We start from the raw sequence: 15,363 nt of genomic DNA, 5'->3' as shown, positions 1-15,363 counted from the left end.
ACTAGGAAGCTAGCCGCAGGCTGTACTTGAGTACGGCAAGGCGAAGCTGACGTGGTTTGAATTTGATTTTTGAAGAGTATAAGCACAAGAAAAACTCAGACCGATCGGTCTGAGTTTTTTTATGATCTTAAGTTTTCGAGATAGTGCTGGGCTGTCTCTAGGTTAAAGGTTTTATCTGCAATGAGGCGCTCGACTAGGGGAGCTACCTCGGATTCACTGGCTCCTGCTAGGAGAGCTAAGGATTTGGCCTGCAATTTCATGTGGCCTTGCTGGATGCCCGTACTAACCAAGGCTTTCAGGGCCGCAAAATTTTGGGCAAGTCCGATAGACACGATAAGCTGGGCCAATTCTTTGGCAGAAGGATTTCCCAGTAGTTCGTGACTGAGGGCCACACGAGGGTTAAGGCCGATAGAGCCACCCTTGGTCGCTACAGGCATAGGAAGAGTCATTTGACCAACCAATTCTTCTCTTTCAAGGTCCAGCGTCCATTGACTAAGACCTTGGTAGCGCCCGTCTCGACTGGCAAAAGCATGAGCTCCTGCCTCAATAGCACGCCAGTCATTACCAGTGGCAATCAAAATGGCATCAATACCATTAAAAATCCCTTTATTGTGGGTAGCAGCTCGGTAAGGATCAGCCTGCGCAAACTGACTAGCCAAGGCTATCTTCTCTGCAATTTCTCGTCCTTGATCCTTTTGGCGACTCAAGTAGCGAAAGGCGATGCGACAGCTTGCAGTCACCAGAGAATCGGTCGCGTAGTTAGATAGGATTCCCATGAGACTCTGTCCCTGACTGAGTTCTTCTAAGACTGGTTTCAAGGCTTCCAGCATGGTATTGAGCATATTGGCTCCCATGGCTTCCTGGGTATCGACATGGAGATAGACAACGAGAAAGTCTGTTTCTCCCTTAATCTTCTCTACACGCAAATCACGCGCCCCACCTCCTCGTTTAACGATAGAAGGATAGGCTTGATTGGCAAGTTCCAAGAGTTCGGATTTCTTGCTGGCAATTTTCTCTTGCGCTTGTTCAAGATTAGCAACTTGATAAAGGGCTACCTGACCAATCATCCGGCGCTCATGAACCTGAGCAGTAAAGCCACCTGCTCGCTTGATGATTTTACTGGCATAGCTGGCCGCAGCAACCACTGAGGGTTCTTCTGTCACATAAGGAACTGTGTATTCCTGACCGTTAACGAGAACCTCTGGGACCAGCGAATAAGGCAGAGAAAAAGTTCCCACTACATTCTCACTCAGCTGGTCTGCCACAGTTACACTCATCTGTTCATCCTGCTCCAAACCCCCTTGTCTCTCAGGACTAAGGAGCGCCTGAGCTTTTAACAGCTCGAGGCGCTCTTGGTATGATTTTTTAGAAAATCCATTCCAACTTATCTTCATTATTTTTCAACCTTGCTATAACGGCGTTGGTGGTCAACAATTTCAACCAAGGTAAAATCTTGATTTTCATAGCCAGCAAACTGGGCAGAATTTGTTTCATCTAACTCTACTTCCTCAAAGAAGACTTTTTCATAGTCTGCAACAGACAGGGCAGTTCGTTGGTTGAGCTTGTTCAAACGGTCTTTATCCAGATAAGCTTCATATCCTTCAACCAATTCACCACTGAAGAACTCAGCGACAGCCCCACTTCCATAACTATAAAGGGCAATTTTATCCCCAGCCTTCAAGCTATCTGTATTTTCCAAGAGAGACAAAAGTCCAAGAAAAAGTGAACCTGTATAGATATTCCCCACCTTTTGACTGTAGAGAATAGACTGATCAAAATGGTTTTGCAAGAGGTCTTTTTTCTCTTGAGGCAAGTTCTTATCCATGATTTTTTTCAAGCCTTTTAGCGCTAATTTAGGATAAGGCAAGTGGAAGCAAACCGCAGCAAAATCATCTAAGGTAAGCTGGTAGCGTTTTTGGTATTCAAGCCAAGTCGTTTTCAAACTATCTAGATATTGTTGGGTAGAATAGACACCATTTACATAAGGGGTTGTTGAGTAATTTGGACGCCAGAAATCCATGATGTCACGAGTCTGAGCCACATTGTCGTTATTAAAAGCCATAATGCGTGGATTCTGTGTAATCAACATGGCCACACTTCCAGCACCTTGAGTTGGTTCTCCTGGGGTTTCAATACCGTATTTGGCAATATCACTGGCAATGACCAAGACCTTGGACTCTGGAGAATTTTCCACATGCAATTTGGCATAATGAAGGGCCGCTGTCGCTCCATAGCAGGCTTCTTTAATCTCGAAACTACGAGCAAAGGGCTGGATGCCCAGCAAACCATGCACAAAGACGGCTGCAGCTTTACTTTGGTCAATTCCTGACTCAGTAGCTACAATGACCATGTCAATTTCTTGTCTCTCTTGCTCAGTTAAAATAGAATCACTTGCACTGGCCGCCAAGGTCACGATATCCTCAGTTAGGGGCGCAATACTCAATTCCTTGAGCAAGAGTCCTTTGCTTAATTTTTCAGGGTCAATTCCCCTCGCTTCTGCTAAGTCTTGTAATTTCAAGACATATTGACTGGTCGCAAAACCAATCTTATCAATACCGATTGTCATATTTACCTCTGTTTTATCATTCATTGTAAAAAATCGTTCTATACTATTTTATCACAAATAGCAGTAAAAGAGAGAAAAAAGACTTGATTCACCAAATCAAGTCGCTTATTATTCTAACCATTATGCTGTTTTCGTAAGTAAGAATAAAGTCTGAGAATCACTGTTCCGCTAGCCATTCCAATGGAAATCACCAAAGCCAACATAACAACCAAGGTTGCACTAGCAATGGCATGACTGTAATCTCCTGTCACAAAAAAGGCAGTTGTCCGATAGGAAAGATAACCCGGAACCAGAGGTGCCAAGATGGCCAAGATAAAGACCACAGCAGGTGTCTTATAAAGAATACTTAAAATCTGGCTGACACAAGAACCGATAATGGCTGCAATAAAAGTAGCCACAATAACATTGGTCGGTTCCTTGAGCAAGAGATAGATTAGCCAGACAGCCATGCCCAAAATCCCTCCAGGTAAGAGCATAGAGCGTTGCACATTGAGTACGATTAAAAAAGTGATAATAGCAAGAAGACTTGCCACTGCTTGTAATAAAAAGGTTGTTAGTGTCATATTAGTTCATCAATACCAAGGCGACAGAAGTTCCTGCCCCTAAAGCAAGGGTAATGAGCAGAGATTCAAACATCTTACTCATACCAGAGTTTATGTGGTTAGTCATAATATCACGGACCGCATTAGTCAAGGCAATTCCTGGTACAAACGGCATGACCGCACCAGCTATAATCAAATCTGCTGTTGAAGGAAAGCCTGTATAGCTAGCCCAAAACTGGGCTATCATCCCAAAGACAAAGGCTCCAGCAAAGGCTGTCACAAAGGGAATTCGGATAAACTTCTCTACATAGAGGGAAAAGGCAAAACCAAATAAGGTAGCTACTCCTGCCCCAAGTGCGTCGTAGATATTTCCACTAAACATAATTGAAAAGAAAGGGGCGCTAAAGGTCGCAGCCAAAGTTACCTGCAACTTAGTATAAGGAAGGGGCTGGGCTTGCAAGGCCGTCAATTGCTTGAAGGCCGTCTCTAAATCAATCTGCCCCCCTACCAACTGACGAGAAATCTGGTTCACATCGCAGACTTTTTCGATGTTATAAGAAGAGGAAGTCACGCGCTTCATGCGCGAAATATTGGTATTTTCAATGGAGAAAAAGATAGCGGCAGGCATGGCAAGAACATTGCAATCCACAATCCCCTGCGAATGCGCAATACGGATCATGGTATCTTCTACACGATGAATCTCTGAGCCACTTTTGAGAAGAATGGTTCCAGCTAACATAATCACATCGATGACGGCATTTAATTCTCTTGATTCTTCCATGCGTTCCTCCTTTTATCAACTCCTTCTATTCTATCACAAATCCGGACTCAAAAAAAATCTTTGCCATGAAATCATGACAAAGATTCGTTTAATCACGAGAATTTTCGTGGTTTCCTTCACTATTTGGTTGATTCGGAGTAGGAACCGTTCCTTGTTGATTTCCTTGCTGGCCACCTTGTTGATTCCCTTGATTTGGAGTAGTAGGTGAACCTTGGTTACCACGTTGAACTGACGTTGAAGAGGAACTTGATGGTGGTATTTTGGGTTTATAAATCGAAATTTTAATACGTGTGCTGGCTAAATCAATTTTTCCACCCGCTTTTGGAGTCTGATCCACAACATTTCCTTCTGCTGTTCCTTCAGGAGCGGTTGACACTTCAACAACTTCAATATTAGCCTCTTTCACCCCAACAATTTGAATCAAATTATTTTTAGTGAATTCAAGACTTGAGCCGATATAACCCGGCATGGTTACACTAGTTACCTTTTTAGCAACTGTTAAAACAATCGTACTAGCCTTTGATAAGTCATACGTAGTTCCTGCTGCTGGTGTTTGTCTTAGAACCGTTCCTGGTTCACTTTCGCTAGATTCTTCCTCTTCCATCTTAATGAGATTTTCAGGAACCTTCTTATCCTTAAGTTCAGCTACGACATCCGTATACTTGCGTCCGACGTAATTGCTCAATTGGAAAGATTGCTTACCAGAAGAAACAATCAAATTGACCTTAGTTCCTTCTTTTCGGCCGCTACCAGCTTCTGGATCTGTACGGATAATCCGCCCTTCTTCCACCTTTTCACTAGCCTCTGATTTCTCCTCACCAATCTCAAAATTGGCTTTCTTGAGCGTTTCCTTAGCCTCCGCAACTGTCTGACCTGCCACATCTGGAATAGCAATGGTTGCAGGAGTTCTGGACAATATCCAAATCAGAGAGGCTGCCACCAATAGAATGCTGGCCAACAAAATCATATAACGAACTCTAAATTTCCGTTTCTTAACAGGCTTGGTTGCGTAATTGTCTTCTGAAGCCTGCTGACTAGGTTTCACAATCTGTGGCTTCGGACTTTGTGTTTGCACCTTAGGAATTGAGGTCAATGTGCTCTGGGATACTTTTGGTAGAGTCTTAGTATCTGCCTTAGTGGCATCGTCAAAGACTAGCTTTGGTTCATTACGACGATTATAAGACAAACTACTAGACAAATCCACATACATTTCAGCGACTGATTTGTAGCGATCTGTCAATTTCTTGGCAGTTGCCTTGATAACAACATTTTCTAAAGCCTGAGGCACAGATGGATTTTCAGCTATAACCGATGGCAGTGGTTTCTGAAAATGCTGGAGGGCGATGGTCACCGCACTATCCCCATCGTAAGGAATATGACCTGTCAGCATCTCATAGAAAATAATACCCATTGCATAGATATCACTCTGCACAGTTGCTTTAGAACCACGGGCCTGCTCTGGCGATAAATAATGAACGGAACCTAGCATTGAGTTGGTCTGAGTCAGACTTGTCTCTGCAAAGGCTACTGCGATCCCAAAGTCTGTAACCTTGGCAGTCCCATCTGGGGTCAAAAGGATATTTTGCGGTTTCAAGTCCCTGTGAACAATTCCTCGAGTATGGGCTAAGCGCATAGCCAAGAGGATTTGTCCCATGATTCGAATCGCTTCTTCATTTGAAAGAGGGTGATGTTCCTTGATATAGCGTTTGAGGTCTAATCCAGCAACATATTCCATTGCGAGATACTGTTGTCCCTCTTCTTCACCGATATCTGTAATCCGAACGATATGAGGATGGTCCAGATCTGCCATGGCTCTCGCTTCCCGCTGAAAACGAGCCACTGCAATAGGATCTGTTTGGTAGTTGGTCCTCAGGACCTTCACTGCCACTTCTTCACCGTCCAAAATCAAATCCTTGGCCAAATAGACATCTGCCATGCCTCCTCGACCAATTTGTTTGATAATCCGATACCGCCCGGCAAAAATCTTGCCGATTTGGATCATTCTGTTGCCTCCTCATTAACAGCAATAAGGGCAACTGTGATATTGTCTAAACCACCTGCATTATTGGCAAAACGGATCAAGGTTGCTGCCTTATCTGCCAAAGGAATATCGCTGGTTACAATATCATAGATCTCACTTCCTGAAATCATATTTGTTAATCCATCACTATTAAGTAGGAGATAGTCTCCCGGCTCAAGGGTAATCATTCCAAAATCAGGCTGAATTTCATCTTTTTGACCGATTGACTGGGTAATAATATTTTTCTGTGGGTGGCTAGCTGCTTCTTCAGGCGTCAATTGACCTGCCTTAAGCAATTCATTGACCAAGGAATGGTCGCTCGTTAACTGGTGGTATTCTTCTCCACGAATTAAACCAATACGAGAATCTCCAACGTGGGCATAAATAGCCTGATTGTCAATAATGGCTACAGCCTCAAGAGTTGTTCCCATTCCTTTATAGGCTTCATCTTGCCCCAATTGGTTAATCTTTTTATTTTCCATCTCAAGGTTGTTAGCAAACCATTCACGTACCTCGTTGATGGTATCAATTTGGGTATCTACCCAAGCGATACCTAAATCTGTAACCGCCATTTCACTCGCGATATTTCCTGCACGGTGTCCTCCCATCCCGTCAGCTAAGATAATCATAGTACGACCTGCTCTGTTGACGTAGTGGTTGACATAGTCTTGGTTATTTGTTCGTTTTTGACCAACATCCGTTAATATTGAAATTTCCATATGTCAGTTCCTTCCTAATCCGATATCTTGCGAAATTGACTGATGAAGAATCCATCACTTCCATACAATTCAGGTGTGATGAGGATACAGCCATCTTTCATGATATCCTTACATTCATGTTCTAGTGTTACTTGCTCAAATTCAGGATGACTTTCTAAAAATGCCTGTACGACTTGAAAGTTCTCCTCTGAGACAATAGTACAGGTACTATAAGTTATTATACCACCTTTGCGTAGTGTTTGACAAACACTACCTAATATTTCTAGCTGAATTTCCTGCAAGGACGCGAAATCTGCCGTTTCTTTATTGTATTTGATATCTGGTTTGCGGCGCAGAAGACCAATTCCTGAACAGGGAGCATCTACCAAAATCTTATCAAATGAATCCTGACCAAAAAACTCATGTACCTTTCTGGCATCCAATTTTTGCCTTTGAATCCGATCTGCAACTCCTAAACGTTGGGCATTTTCTTGGATTAAGTCCAACTTGTGATCGTAAAGGTCCAAAGCCGTAACCTGACCTGTCGTTAGATAAGAGGCTATATGGGCTGTTTTCCCACCTGGAGCCGCACAGGCATCTAGAACCTGTTCATCACCTTGTAAATCAAGCGTCGGAGCAACAAGCTGGCTGGATTCATCTTGGATGGTAATAGCTCCATCCGCAAACAAATCATGGCCTGCAAAATGTCCCTGCTCCTTAACCAAACCAGAAGGAGACAAGGATGAATCACTGGCCTCCAACAAGGCTTGGATTTCCTCTTTTCGTCCTAGATCTGTTACACGAATGCTTGCCTTGTTACGCACCAAGAGACTTTCAAAAATAGCCTGCGCTCGCTCTTCTCCGTATTCTTCCTTGAGCTTGGCAACTAGCCAAACTGGGAGAGAATAGGCAATGGAATCACGCTTGTTTTTTCGTTTGATGCTGACAATCTCTGGCCAGCCTTCACGCAGGATACGGCGAAGGACGGCGTTGACCAATTTTTCACTGCCCTTTTTACGGACTTTGGCCAATTCTACTGCTTCATTGACCACAGCATGGTCTGGAATCTTATCCAGATAGCGGAGCTGGTAGGCACTCATGAGGAGAAGGACATAGAGCCAGCTGTCTAACTGGTCTCTGTCTTCAATAAAGTGGGATAGGTACCATTCCAGAGTCAGTTTACGGGCTACCGTTCCATAGACCAGCTCGGTCACCAAGCCCTTGTCTGTTGCTGAGAGTTGACTTCCCTTGAGATGCTTATTTAAGGCGATATTTGAGTATGCTTGATTGATAAAAACATCCTCTAATACCGCTAGGGCTAAACTTCTTGCCGTTTCTACTTTAGTCACCAAATCGTTCTCCTACAGTCAATGTACGTCCAACTCCGTTGAGGAAGGAAGCGATGTCCATCTTAGGCTTACCAGCTGGCTGCACTTGTTTGAGGGATAGAGCCCCTTCTGCCGTTGCGACAATCAATTCTTTCTTGCCGATAGAGAGAATCTCACCTGGATTTCCCTGACCTTCTACTGGTAGGGCTTCATAAATCTTAAAGCGGTCGCCCTTAAGGAAAGTATGGGCAACAGGCCAGGGGTTCATCCCACGAATTTGGTTGAAAAGTTGGCGATTGCTTTTGTTCCAGTCCAGTTTTTCTTCTTCTGGCTTGATATTTGGCGAGAAGGTAACCTGACTTGGATCCTGCGGTTCAGGTTTGATTTCCCCAGCAATGTAGGCAGGCAAAGTGTCCAAAAGCAAATCACGACCAACTAGCGCCAATTTCTCAAACAAGGTTCCAACATTGTCCTCGTCTGTGATGGGAATGCTACGACGAGAAATCATATCTCCTGCATCCATTTCCTTAACCATCTCCATAATGGTCACACCGGCTTTCTCATCCCCTTTAATCAAGGCGTAATGGATTGGCGCACCACCACGGTGTTTTGGAAGAAGAGAAGCGTGAACATTGACCGCAAAGTCCATGCTATCAAGGAGTCTACTTGGGAGAAACTGCCCAAAAGCAGCAGTCACAATTCCATCTGCTCCTAAATTCATAATAGCTTCCATCTCTGGACTTCCAGATAATTTTTCAGGTTGGTAGATTGGAAGACCCGCTTCTTTGGCAGCCTGCTTGACTGGGGTTTCTTGGATAACTTTTTTACGTCCGACAGCACGGTCTGGCTGGGTCACAACGGCTAGAATTTCGTAACGGTCATCTGTCAAAAGTCCTTTTAAGACTGTTGCTGAAAAGTCGGGGGTCCCCATAAAGATTAATTTTGTCATATCTTCTCCTTCTTATAAAAATTGCTGTGGCTCATGGTCAATGCTGAGACGGAGCTCACTATTTTCCCGTTCTTGAGTCAAGGCCAAAACTTGGTTGAGGGTCGGCCCCAGCTCATCTTCTAAACGATATTTAATTAAAATCTGATAATGATAAAGGTTGTGGGTGCGGGCAATGGGTTTGGGCGTTGGCCCAAGAATGTTACTGGTCTCTGACAAGCCTGACCGCAAAATGTTCATGACTTCATAGGCACGTTTAATCACCTCTTCTTCTTTCTTATGAGAAAGGGTAATACCAATGGTGAAATAGTAAGGTGGATAGCCTAGTTGACGTCTGATTCCCATTTCATAGGCATAAAAGCCTTCATAATCCTGATCCTTGGCAAATCGAATAGCATAGTGCTGCGGATTATAGGACTGAATCAAAACCTGACCAGCTTTTTCAGCCCGGCCTGCACGGCCTGCTACCTGAGTCAAGAGCTGGAAGGTTCTCTCAGAAGAACGGAAATCAGGCAGATTTAAGGCTGTATCCGCATTGAGAACTCCGACTAGGGTCACATTGGGAAAATCCAAGCCCTTGGCAATCATCTGAGTACCTAGCAAGATATCCGCTTCACCTCGTCCAAACTGGTCAAGAAGAGTTTGGTGGCCACCTTTCTTACGCGTCGTATCTACATCCATCCGCAAAATACGGGCCTGCGGAAAGAGTTCTGCTAGCTCGTCATAAGCCTTCTGAGTTCCTGTCCCATAATAACGAATACTGCGGCTCTTACAGTTAGGACAGACCTGAGGAATATCCTTCGAAAAGCCACAATAATGGCAGTTCATGGTCTTGGTATCCATGTGCAAGGTCAAGGAAATATCACAGTTGGGACAAGTATCTACCGTCCCACACTCTCGACACATGACAAAGCTAGAATAACCACGACGATTGAGCATGAGAACCACCTGTTCTTTTTTAGCCAGACGGTCCTGAATAGCTTCTAGCAAAGGAGGCGTAAAGTTTGACGTCTCATTCTGTCCGATATAGTCCCGAAAATCAATCACTTGAACCTCAGGGATCCTAGCTAAAGGATTTGCCCGTTGGGTCAGACGTAAGTGTTGATAGACGCCTTTGCCAGCTCGCGCACGGCTTTCCAGACTAGGAGTTGCTGAACCAAGTACCAGAGCTGCTTGATTATACTGAGCCCGTAAAATAGCTACCTCTCTGGCATGGTAACGAGGATTGCTGTCCTGCTTATAAGTCGCTTCATGCTCTTCATCGATAATCATGACACCCAGATTTTTCAGCGGAGCAAAGATGGCCGATCTGGCGCCAACAACAACTTGGGCATCGCCACGCTCCACCTTGCGCCATTCATCATACTTTTCACCATTGGACAGGCCTGAGTGAAGAATAGCAACCTTGTCCCCAAAACGAGCGATAAAACGCTCCGTCATCTGAGGAGTCAAAGAAATCTCAGGTACCAGCAAAATAGCTGTCTTGCCCTTATCCAAGGCACCTTGGATAATCTGCAAATAAACTTCTGTCTTCCCACTTCCTGTAATCCCTTGAAGGAGGAAGGGAGGCTGATAACTGCCAATCGCACTGACAACCGCATCTCGCGCCTGTCTTTGCTCAGGATTCAACTCCAAAGCCTGACTTGCCTCAATGCCTTCAAAATAAGCAGCCGAGCGTTGCACTTCCTTTTGGACTATGGTCACAGCACCTTGTTCTACAAAGAAGTTGACTTGCTCCCGCGAGTAGAACTCTAACAAGCTAGCCAAGGAAGCACTCTCAGGATGAGACAGCAAATAATCTCTCAACTCCGACTTTTTCTTGGCACGTGCAGAAATCTCTACACCTTCTAACTGAACAAGATCAACCTCATACCAAGACTGGGTCTTGACCTTCTTTTGATCGACTGCCTGATATTCTAGCCCAAGCAGGCCTTTTCTAGTCAAACGCATCATTTCAGCTTGTTTGGCAAGGTCTAGTGAAGAAAAGGCAAGCGAATCTTCTGAACCAAACAAACGCTCTCGGTCTTCCTGACTCAGACCTGCCAGAGGGTAGAGAATCTTGTCATAGCTGGAGTTCAGAAATCCTGGCAACATAGCCTTGAGGATAGAGATTTTGTAAGAAAAGACAGACTTGCGGAGCTCCTCAGCCAGCCAGAGTTGTTCTTGCGTGAGAACAGGAGAAAAATCCAGTACCTCAGCAATATCTTTTAAATCTTGCTCCATCTCTTCCTCATTTGATTGAGACTCCAAACCAAGAACAATCCCTTGAATCAGGCGATTCCCCTTACCAAAGGGCACATGAACCCGCATCCCAACTTCCAGCATTCCCAGAAATTCCTCTGGAATCCTGTAACTATAGGGCTGGTCCGTCTGCATCAAGGGCACATCAACAATAATCTTGGCAATCGCCATCTTCTCACCTCCTCCTTGTCAGTATATTCTTGCAATAGAAAAAATAAGATTGAGTCCCCCCAACCTTAAATTTTTTCACCATCTTCTTTTTCTTTAGCGATTTGCTCTTTGATTTTCTTTTCTTCTTCTTCTTTGCGGCGTTTTTCTTCTTCGATACGGCGACGCACTGCTTCACGTTTTCCTTCTGGATCTGGGTGAATTGTAACGTTTCCTGATTCGATTTCTTCTAAAGCGCGAAGAGTTGATTTTTCAGACTTGAAACCTTGAGTTGCTGGCGCACCTGCTTCCAATTCGTGGGCACGTTTTGCTTCCAAGATTACGAGTGAATATTTTGATGGAACCTTGTCGAGCAAGGTATCAATAGAGGGTTTTAACATCATTTGCTTGTACCTATTTTCTAAATTTTATCGGGTAGTTGGAGATTTTGGTAACATCTCCTGATAGTGACCAATGACACGATCCACACGGAAGTGCTCTGCTTCGATAACACGTTTGACACGCTCAGCAGCTAGGGGCACCTGATCGTTGACAATCGCGTAATCATACTCTCGCATAAGAGCAATTTCTTCCTTGGCTTTTTCGATTCGTTGGGCAATCACTTCTGCGCTGTCTGTTCCACGTCCTACCAAACGATCTTGCAATTCATCCAAATCTGGTGGTGTCAGGAAGATAAAGACAGCATCTGGAACCTTTTTCTTGACCTGAAGAGCGCCTTGAACTTCAATTTCAAGGAAAACATCGATTCCCTTGTCCAAGGTTTCGTTGACATAGGTCAGAGGAGTTCCGTAGTAGTTGCCGACATATTCCGCGTATTCCAACATCTGTCCTTGACGAATCAGCTCTTCAAACTCTTCGCGAGTGCGGAAGAAATAGTCAACACCGTCCACTTCTCCAGGACGTTGTGCGCGTGTCGTCATCGATACAGAGTATTGAAATTGGTTTTCAGAACTCTCAAAAATCTCTCTTCTAACCGTTCCTTTTCCAACCCCTGAAGGACCAGAAAATACGATTAGTAAGCCTCGGTCTGCCATTGTGTCTCCTTTTAGTCAGTCTGCGAAATTACATTTCTCTAGAATAACGGCAAAAAGCCAGATTATCCTTTACAGTCTTTCTATCTAGTGTAACAAAAAAGCAGTAATTTTTCAACTGCTCTTTCTTATTTATTTAGCATAATCTACTGCACGAAGCTCGCGAATCACGGTTACCTTGATATTTCCTGGGTAATCGAGATTGTTTTCAATTTTCTCACGAACTTTATGAGCCAAGATTGTGACCTTGTCGTCCTTGATTTGTCCTGGATTGACCATGATACGGATTTCACGTCCTGCTTGAAGGGCAAAGCTATTTTGTACCCCTTCAAAGCCGTTAGCAATTTCTTCCAAATCATGAAGACGCTTGATGTAGCTTTCAAGAGACTCACTACGAGCACCTGGACGAGCCGCACTCAAGGCATCTGCTGCAGCAACAATCACTGCAATCACGCTTTCTGGTTCGACATCACCGTGGTGACTAGCAATCGTATTGACAACAACTGGGTGTTCCTTGTACTTACGTGCCAATTCCGTACCGATTTCAACGTGGCTACCTTCAACCTCACGGTCAATGGCTTTCCCGATATCGTGAAGGAATCCAGCACGACGGGCAAGAGCCGCATTTTCACCAAGTTCGCTCGCCATGATACCAGCCAACTTAGCAACTTCAATCGAATGGCGTAAGACATTTTGTCCATATGAAGTACGGAACTGCAAACGTCCCATAATCTTCATCAAATCTGGATGGAGGTTCGGCGCACCAATCTCATAGGCAGCGGCCTCACCGTATTCACGTATCTTATTGTCAATCTCTTGACGGTTTTTCTCAACCAACTCTTCAATACGAGCTGGATGAATACGACCATCTTTGAGCAACATTTCCATAGTCATACGGGCAATCTCACGGCGAATCGGGTCAAAACCTGACAAGGTCACCACTTCTGGTGTATCGTCAATAATCACATCAACCCCTGTCAAACTTTCGAAGGTACGAATGTTACGTCCTTCACGACCAATAATGCGTCCCTTCATAGTATCGTCTGGCAGATGAACCGTTGAGTTTGTTGACTCCGCTACATATTCACCAGCGATACGTTGCATAGCTTGAACCAGAATGTCCTTGGCCATTTTATCAGAACGTTCCTTGACCTCTTGCTCAGCTTCGCGAATGCGGCTGGCAATCTCCTTGGTCAAGTTTTCCTCTGTCTGAGCCAAGATAATATCTCGTGCTTCTGCCTGAGACAGGGCACCAATACGCTCTAGCTCTGCTTCTTTTTGTCTTTCGACTTCCTCTAATTGCTCTTCACGCGCATCAAGGTTTTTCGCTCTATCAGAAATACTTTGTTCTTTTTGTTCAAGTGTTTGTTCTTTACTCGTCAAATTGTCGTCCTTACGGTCAAGGCTAGTAGCTCTCTCTGTCAAACGACTTTCGATTTGTTTGAGTTCTTGACGTTCTGATTTGAATTCAGCGTCCACTTCTTCACGGTATTTTCTGGCTTCTTCTTTGGCCTCCAATAGTGCTTCTTTTTTAAGAGACTTGCTTTCACGTTTAGCTTCATTAACAAGTAAATCCGCTTCACGTTCAGCTTGTCCACGTAAATTAGTTGCTTCTTGTTCAGCATTTAAAAGCATCAACTCTGCAGCTTCCTGAGATGATTTCATCTTGGCTGAGATGCTGACATATCCAATGACTAAACCAATGATGACGGCAAAAACAGCAATCGCAAGCGACATGATTTCCATGTTTTTACCTCATTTTATTGTTATTCCGAATGACATACATTCTTTTACATTCTACCATAAAAAAGTGATTTTCACAAACCTAAAATAGAATATGTTTTGGGGAAATTGGAACACATTCACAAAAATAAAATTGTTATTTAGAAATAGTAGTTTAGTAGAGACTTGAGAAAAAGCCTACTTTTCAGTAGACTTAGTTTATTTCTATTCTAATCGGTACTCTTCCAAAATTCTGCTCTGCTATACTTGGATTTCCCAGTTGGTAAATCTGGTCTGCCTTTTGGGTCATAGCATCCCAAGGTTCTTTGCCAATTCGGCTGACTAGATCGACCTGCCCTTTCAAAGACTTGAGATGTTGCCTGCCTTTTTCAGTAAAGCCAAGAACATGGATGCCTTCTGGCAAGTCACTTTCTCTAGCCTGCACCAAGATATAGGTCAAAAGGCGTCTGACACGCGCCTTGGTGTAACGTTTGGTCGCAACCGCCTCAATCAAGTCTTCCACAGACTGGACTGTCTTGATGGTCTCTTTAATGCGCACAGCCATTTCTTGATTGACCTGATAGATGGTGGTTATGTCGGGATTTGACAAGATTTGATAGCGGAGCAAAGGAAAATAGTCTTCCCAGCTCACTTTACTGGTCTGCTCAAATAGGGCAACAGAAGGCATAAATCGTTCTAAGAAATCTTTGTCCCTTTGGTGCTGACGGAGGGCTGTCGCCGAGGCGAAGTCCACATCCTGGTCCACAGAATGGTAACCAGCCCCCTGACGCTGAATCGGATACAGCTTGATATTTCGTCCCGCAACCGCCTTGGCATAGGCCAAAGCAAGAACATGATTGGGTGTATGGCCTGAAAAATCAAGACCAGCAAATTCCTTCCACATGGCTTGGGTTTTCTGGGGATAGGAGAGAGAATCAGGCAGATTTTCCACAAAATTCTCCATCTCTCTACCTTGCTCTGCGTATAAGTCAGCGATTTTTTGATAATCCAGAACTTCTTCTGTTCCAAAAGCGAGGCTATCAATACCCAACCGAGCCAAGATATCCACAGCTCCTTGACCAAAGAAATCAGCTGCCTGAACACTGACTAAAAAGGGCAATTCCACTACCAGATCTGCTCCGTTTTCCAGCGCCATCTGGGCCCGAGTCCACTTGTCTACGATAGCAGGCTCTCCACGCTGCATAAAATTCCCAGACATGGCAATGATTTTCAGCCCCTCTGCCTGATCCAGCAGGTATTTATGCCCATTATGAAAGGGATTAAACTCCGCGATAATACCTGTGATGGTCATGCTAATCT

General features: G+C 44.3%; 13 protein-coding genes. All 13 read right to left on the bottom strand.

The genetic code is table 11. From position 1 onward, the window contains the following. Positions 1-119 precede the first annotated feature (119 nt). Positions 120-1,394, bottom strand: coding sequence for a hydroxymethylglutaryl-CoA reductase, degradative (locus ABKJ27_RS02170; protein ID WP_410011941.1), 1,275 nt, complete (start codon positions 1,392-1,394; stop codon positions 120-122). Continuing rightward, a complete protein-coding gene (locus ABKJ27_RS02165; protein WP_049516267.1) occupies positions 1,394-2,566 on the bottom strand; it encodes a hydroxymethylglutaryl-CoA synthase in 1,173 nt (390 codons plus the stop codon). The genes ABKJ27_RS02170 and ABKJ27_RS02165 overlap by 1 nt, the downstream gene beginning before the upstream one ends. A 113-nt stretch (positions 2,567-2,679) precedes the next feature. Then, positions 2,680-3,129: a threonine/serine exporter family protein gene (locus ABKJ27_RS02160; protein ID WP_033686494.1), complete on the bottom strand. Its 450-nt coding sequence runs from the start codon at positions 3,127-3,129 to the stop codon at positions 2,680-2,682. Position 3,130: 1 nt separating this feature from the next. Then, positions 3,131-3,889, bottom strand: coding sequence for a threonine/serine exporter family protein (locus ABKJ27_RS02155; protein WP_049516265.1), 759 nt, complete (start codon positions 3,887-3,889; stop codon positions 3,131-3,133). 88 nt (positions 3,890-3,977) lie between these two features. Further along, complete coding sequence (pknB, locus tag ABKJ27_RS02150; RefSeq protein ID WP_410011940.1) at positions 3,978-5,891, bottom strand: Stk1 family PASTA domain-containing Ser/Thr kinase; 1,914 nt, start codon at positions 5,889-5,891, stop codon at positions 3,978-3,980. Beyond that, on the bottom strand, positions 5,888-6,628 hold the full coding sequence (locus ABKJ27_RS02145) for a Stp1/IreP family PP2C-type Ser/Thr phosphatase (protein WP_033682216.1): 741 nt from the start codon (positions 6,626-6,628) through the stop codon (positions 5,888-5,890). The genes pknB and ABKJ27_RS02145 overlap by 4 nt, the downstream gene beginning before the upstream one ends. Before the next feature lie 14 nt (positions 6,629-6,642). Then, positions 6,643-7,956, bottom strand: a complete 1,314-nt coding sequence (gene rsmB, locus ABKJ27_RS02140; RefSeq protein WP_410011939.1) for a 16S rRNA (cytosine(967)-C(5))-methyltransferase RsmB — start codon at positions 7,954-7,956, stop codon at positions 6,643-6,645. Then, positions 7,949-8,884, bottom strand: a complete 936-nt coding sequence (gene fmt, locus ABKJ27_RS02135) for a methionyl-tRNA formyltransferase (RefSeq protein ID WP_410011938.1) — start codon at positions 8,882-8,884, stop codon at positions 7,949-7,951. Before fmt ends, rsmB begins: the two co-directional genes overlap by 8 nt. A gap of 12 nt (positions 8,885-8,896) precedes the next feature. Then, positions 8,897-11,293: a primosomal protein N' gene (locus tag ABKJ27_RS02130; protein ID WP_410011937.1), complete on the bottom strand. Its 2,397-nt coding sequence runs from the start codon at positions 11,291-11,293 to the stop codon at positions 8,897-8,899. A 65-nt stretch (positions 11,294-11,358) separates the two neighbouring features. Next, the gene (rpoZ, locus tag ABKJ27_RS02125; protein WP_000979235.1) at positions 11,359-11,673 is read right to left on the bottom strand and encodes a DNA-directed RNA polymerase subunit omega; all 315 of its coding nucleotides are present in this window, start codon (positions 11,671-11,673) and stop codon (positions 11,359-11,361) included. 24 nt (positions 11,674-11,697) lie between these two features. Then, positions 11,698-12,324, bottom strand: a complete 627-nt coding sequence (gene gmk / locus ABKJ27_RS02120) for a guanylate kinase (RefSeq protein WP_000775041.1) — start codon at positions 12,322-12,324, stop codon at positions 11,698-11,700. Positions 12,325-12,453: 129 nt separating this feature from the next. After that, positions 12,454-14,067, bottom strand: a complete 1,614-nt coding sequence (locus ABKJ27_RS02115; protein WP_410011936.1) for a ribonuclease Y — start codon at positions 14,065-14,067, stop codon at positions 12,454-12,456. A 190-nt stretch (positions 14,068-14,257) separates the two neighbouring features. Next, complete coding sequence (locus ABKJ27_RS02110) at positions 14,258-15,355, bottom strand: nucleotidyltransferase (protein ID WP_084928849.1); 1,098 nt, start codon at positions 15,353-15,355, stop codon at positions 14,258-14,260. Positions 15,356-15,363 lie beyond the last annotated feature (8 nt).

Source organism: Streptococcus sp. KHUD_011 (assembly GCF_046352925.1).
In the GTDB taxonomy this organism is placed as follows: domain Bacteria; phylum Bacillota; class Bacilli; order Lactobacillales; family Streptococcaceae; genus Streptococcus.
Note: the sequence above shows the minus strand (reverse complement) of the source record. Positions and strands in the feature narration are given on the sequence as shown.

What these genes read in the sequence shown, in the direction of transcription:
- pknB (WP_410011940.1), bottom strand. Translation starts at nt 5,891, where the DNA reads ATGATCCAAATCGGCAAGATTTTTGCCGGGCGGTATCGGATTATCAAA.
- ABKJ27_RS02115 (WP_410011936.1), bottom strand. Translation starts at nt 14,067, where the DNA reads ATGGAAATCATGTCGCTTGCGATTGCTGTTTTTGCCGTCATCATTGGT.
- gmk (WP_000775041.1), bottom strand. Translation starts at nt 12,324, where the DNA reads ATGGCAGACCGAGGCTTACTAATCGTATTTTCTGGTCCTTCAGGGGTT.
- fmt (WP_410011938.1), bottom strand. Translation starts at nt 8,884, where the DNA reads ATGACAAAATTAATCTTTATGGGGACCCCCGACTTTTCAGCAACAGTC.
- ABKJ27_RS02155 (WP_049516265.1), bottom strand. Translation starts at nt 3,889, where the DNA reads ATGGAAGAATCAAGAGAATTAAATGCCGTCATCGATGTGATTATGTTA.
- ABKJ27_RS02145 (WP_033682216.1), bottom strand. Translation starts at nt 6,628, where the DNA reads ATGGAAATTTCAATATTAACGGATGTTGGTCAAAAACGAACAAATAAC.
- ABKJ27_RS02170 (WP_410011941.1), bottom strand. Translation starts at nt 1,394, where the DNA reads ATGAAGATAAGTTGGAATGGATTTTCTAAAAAATCATACCAAGAGCGC.
- ABKJ27_RS02160 (WP_033686494.1), bottom strand. Translation starts at nt 3,129, where the DNA reads ATGACACTAACAACCTTTTTATTACAAGCAGTGGCAAGTCTTCTTGCT.
- rpoZ (WP_000979235.1), bottom strand. Translation starts at nt 11,673, where the DNA reads ATGATGTTAAAACCCTCTATTGATACCTTGCTCGACAAGGTTCCATCA.
- ABKJ27_RS02110 (WP_084928849.1), bottom strand. Translation starts at nt 15,355, where the DNA reads ATGACCATCACAGGTATTATCGCGGAGTTTAATCCCTTTCATAATGGG.
- ABKJ27_RS02165 (WP_049516267.1), bottom strand. Translation starts at nt 2,566, where the DNA reads ATGACAATCGGTATTGATAAGATTGGTTTTGCGACCAGTCAATATGTC.
- ABKJ27_RS02130 (WP_410011937.1), bottom strand. Translation starts at nt 11,293, where the DNA reads ATGGCGATTGCCAAGATTATTGTTGATGTGCCCTTGATGCAGACGGAC.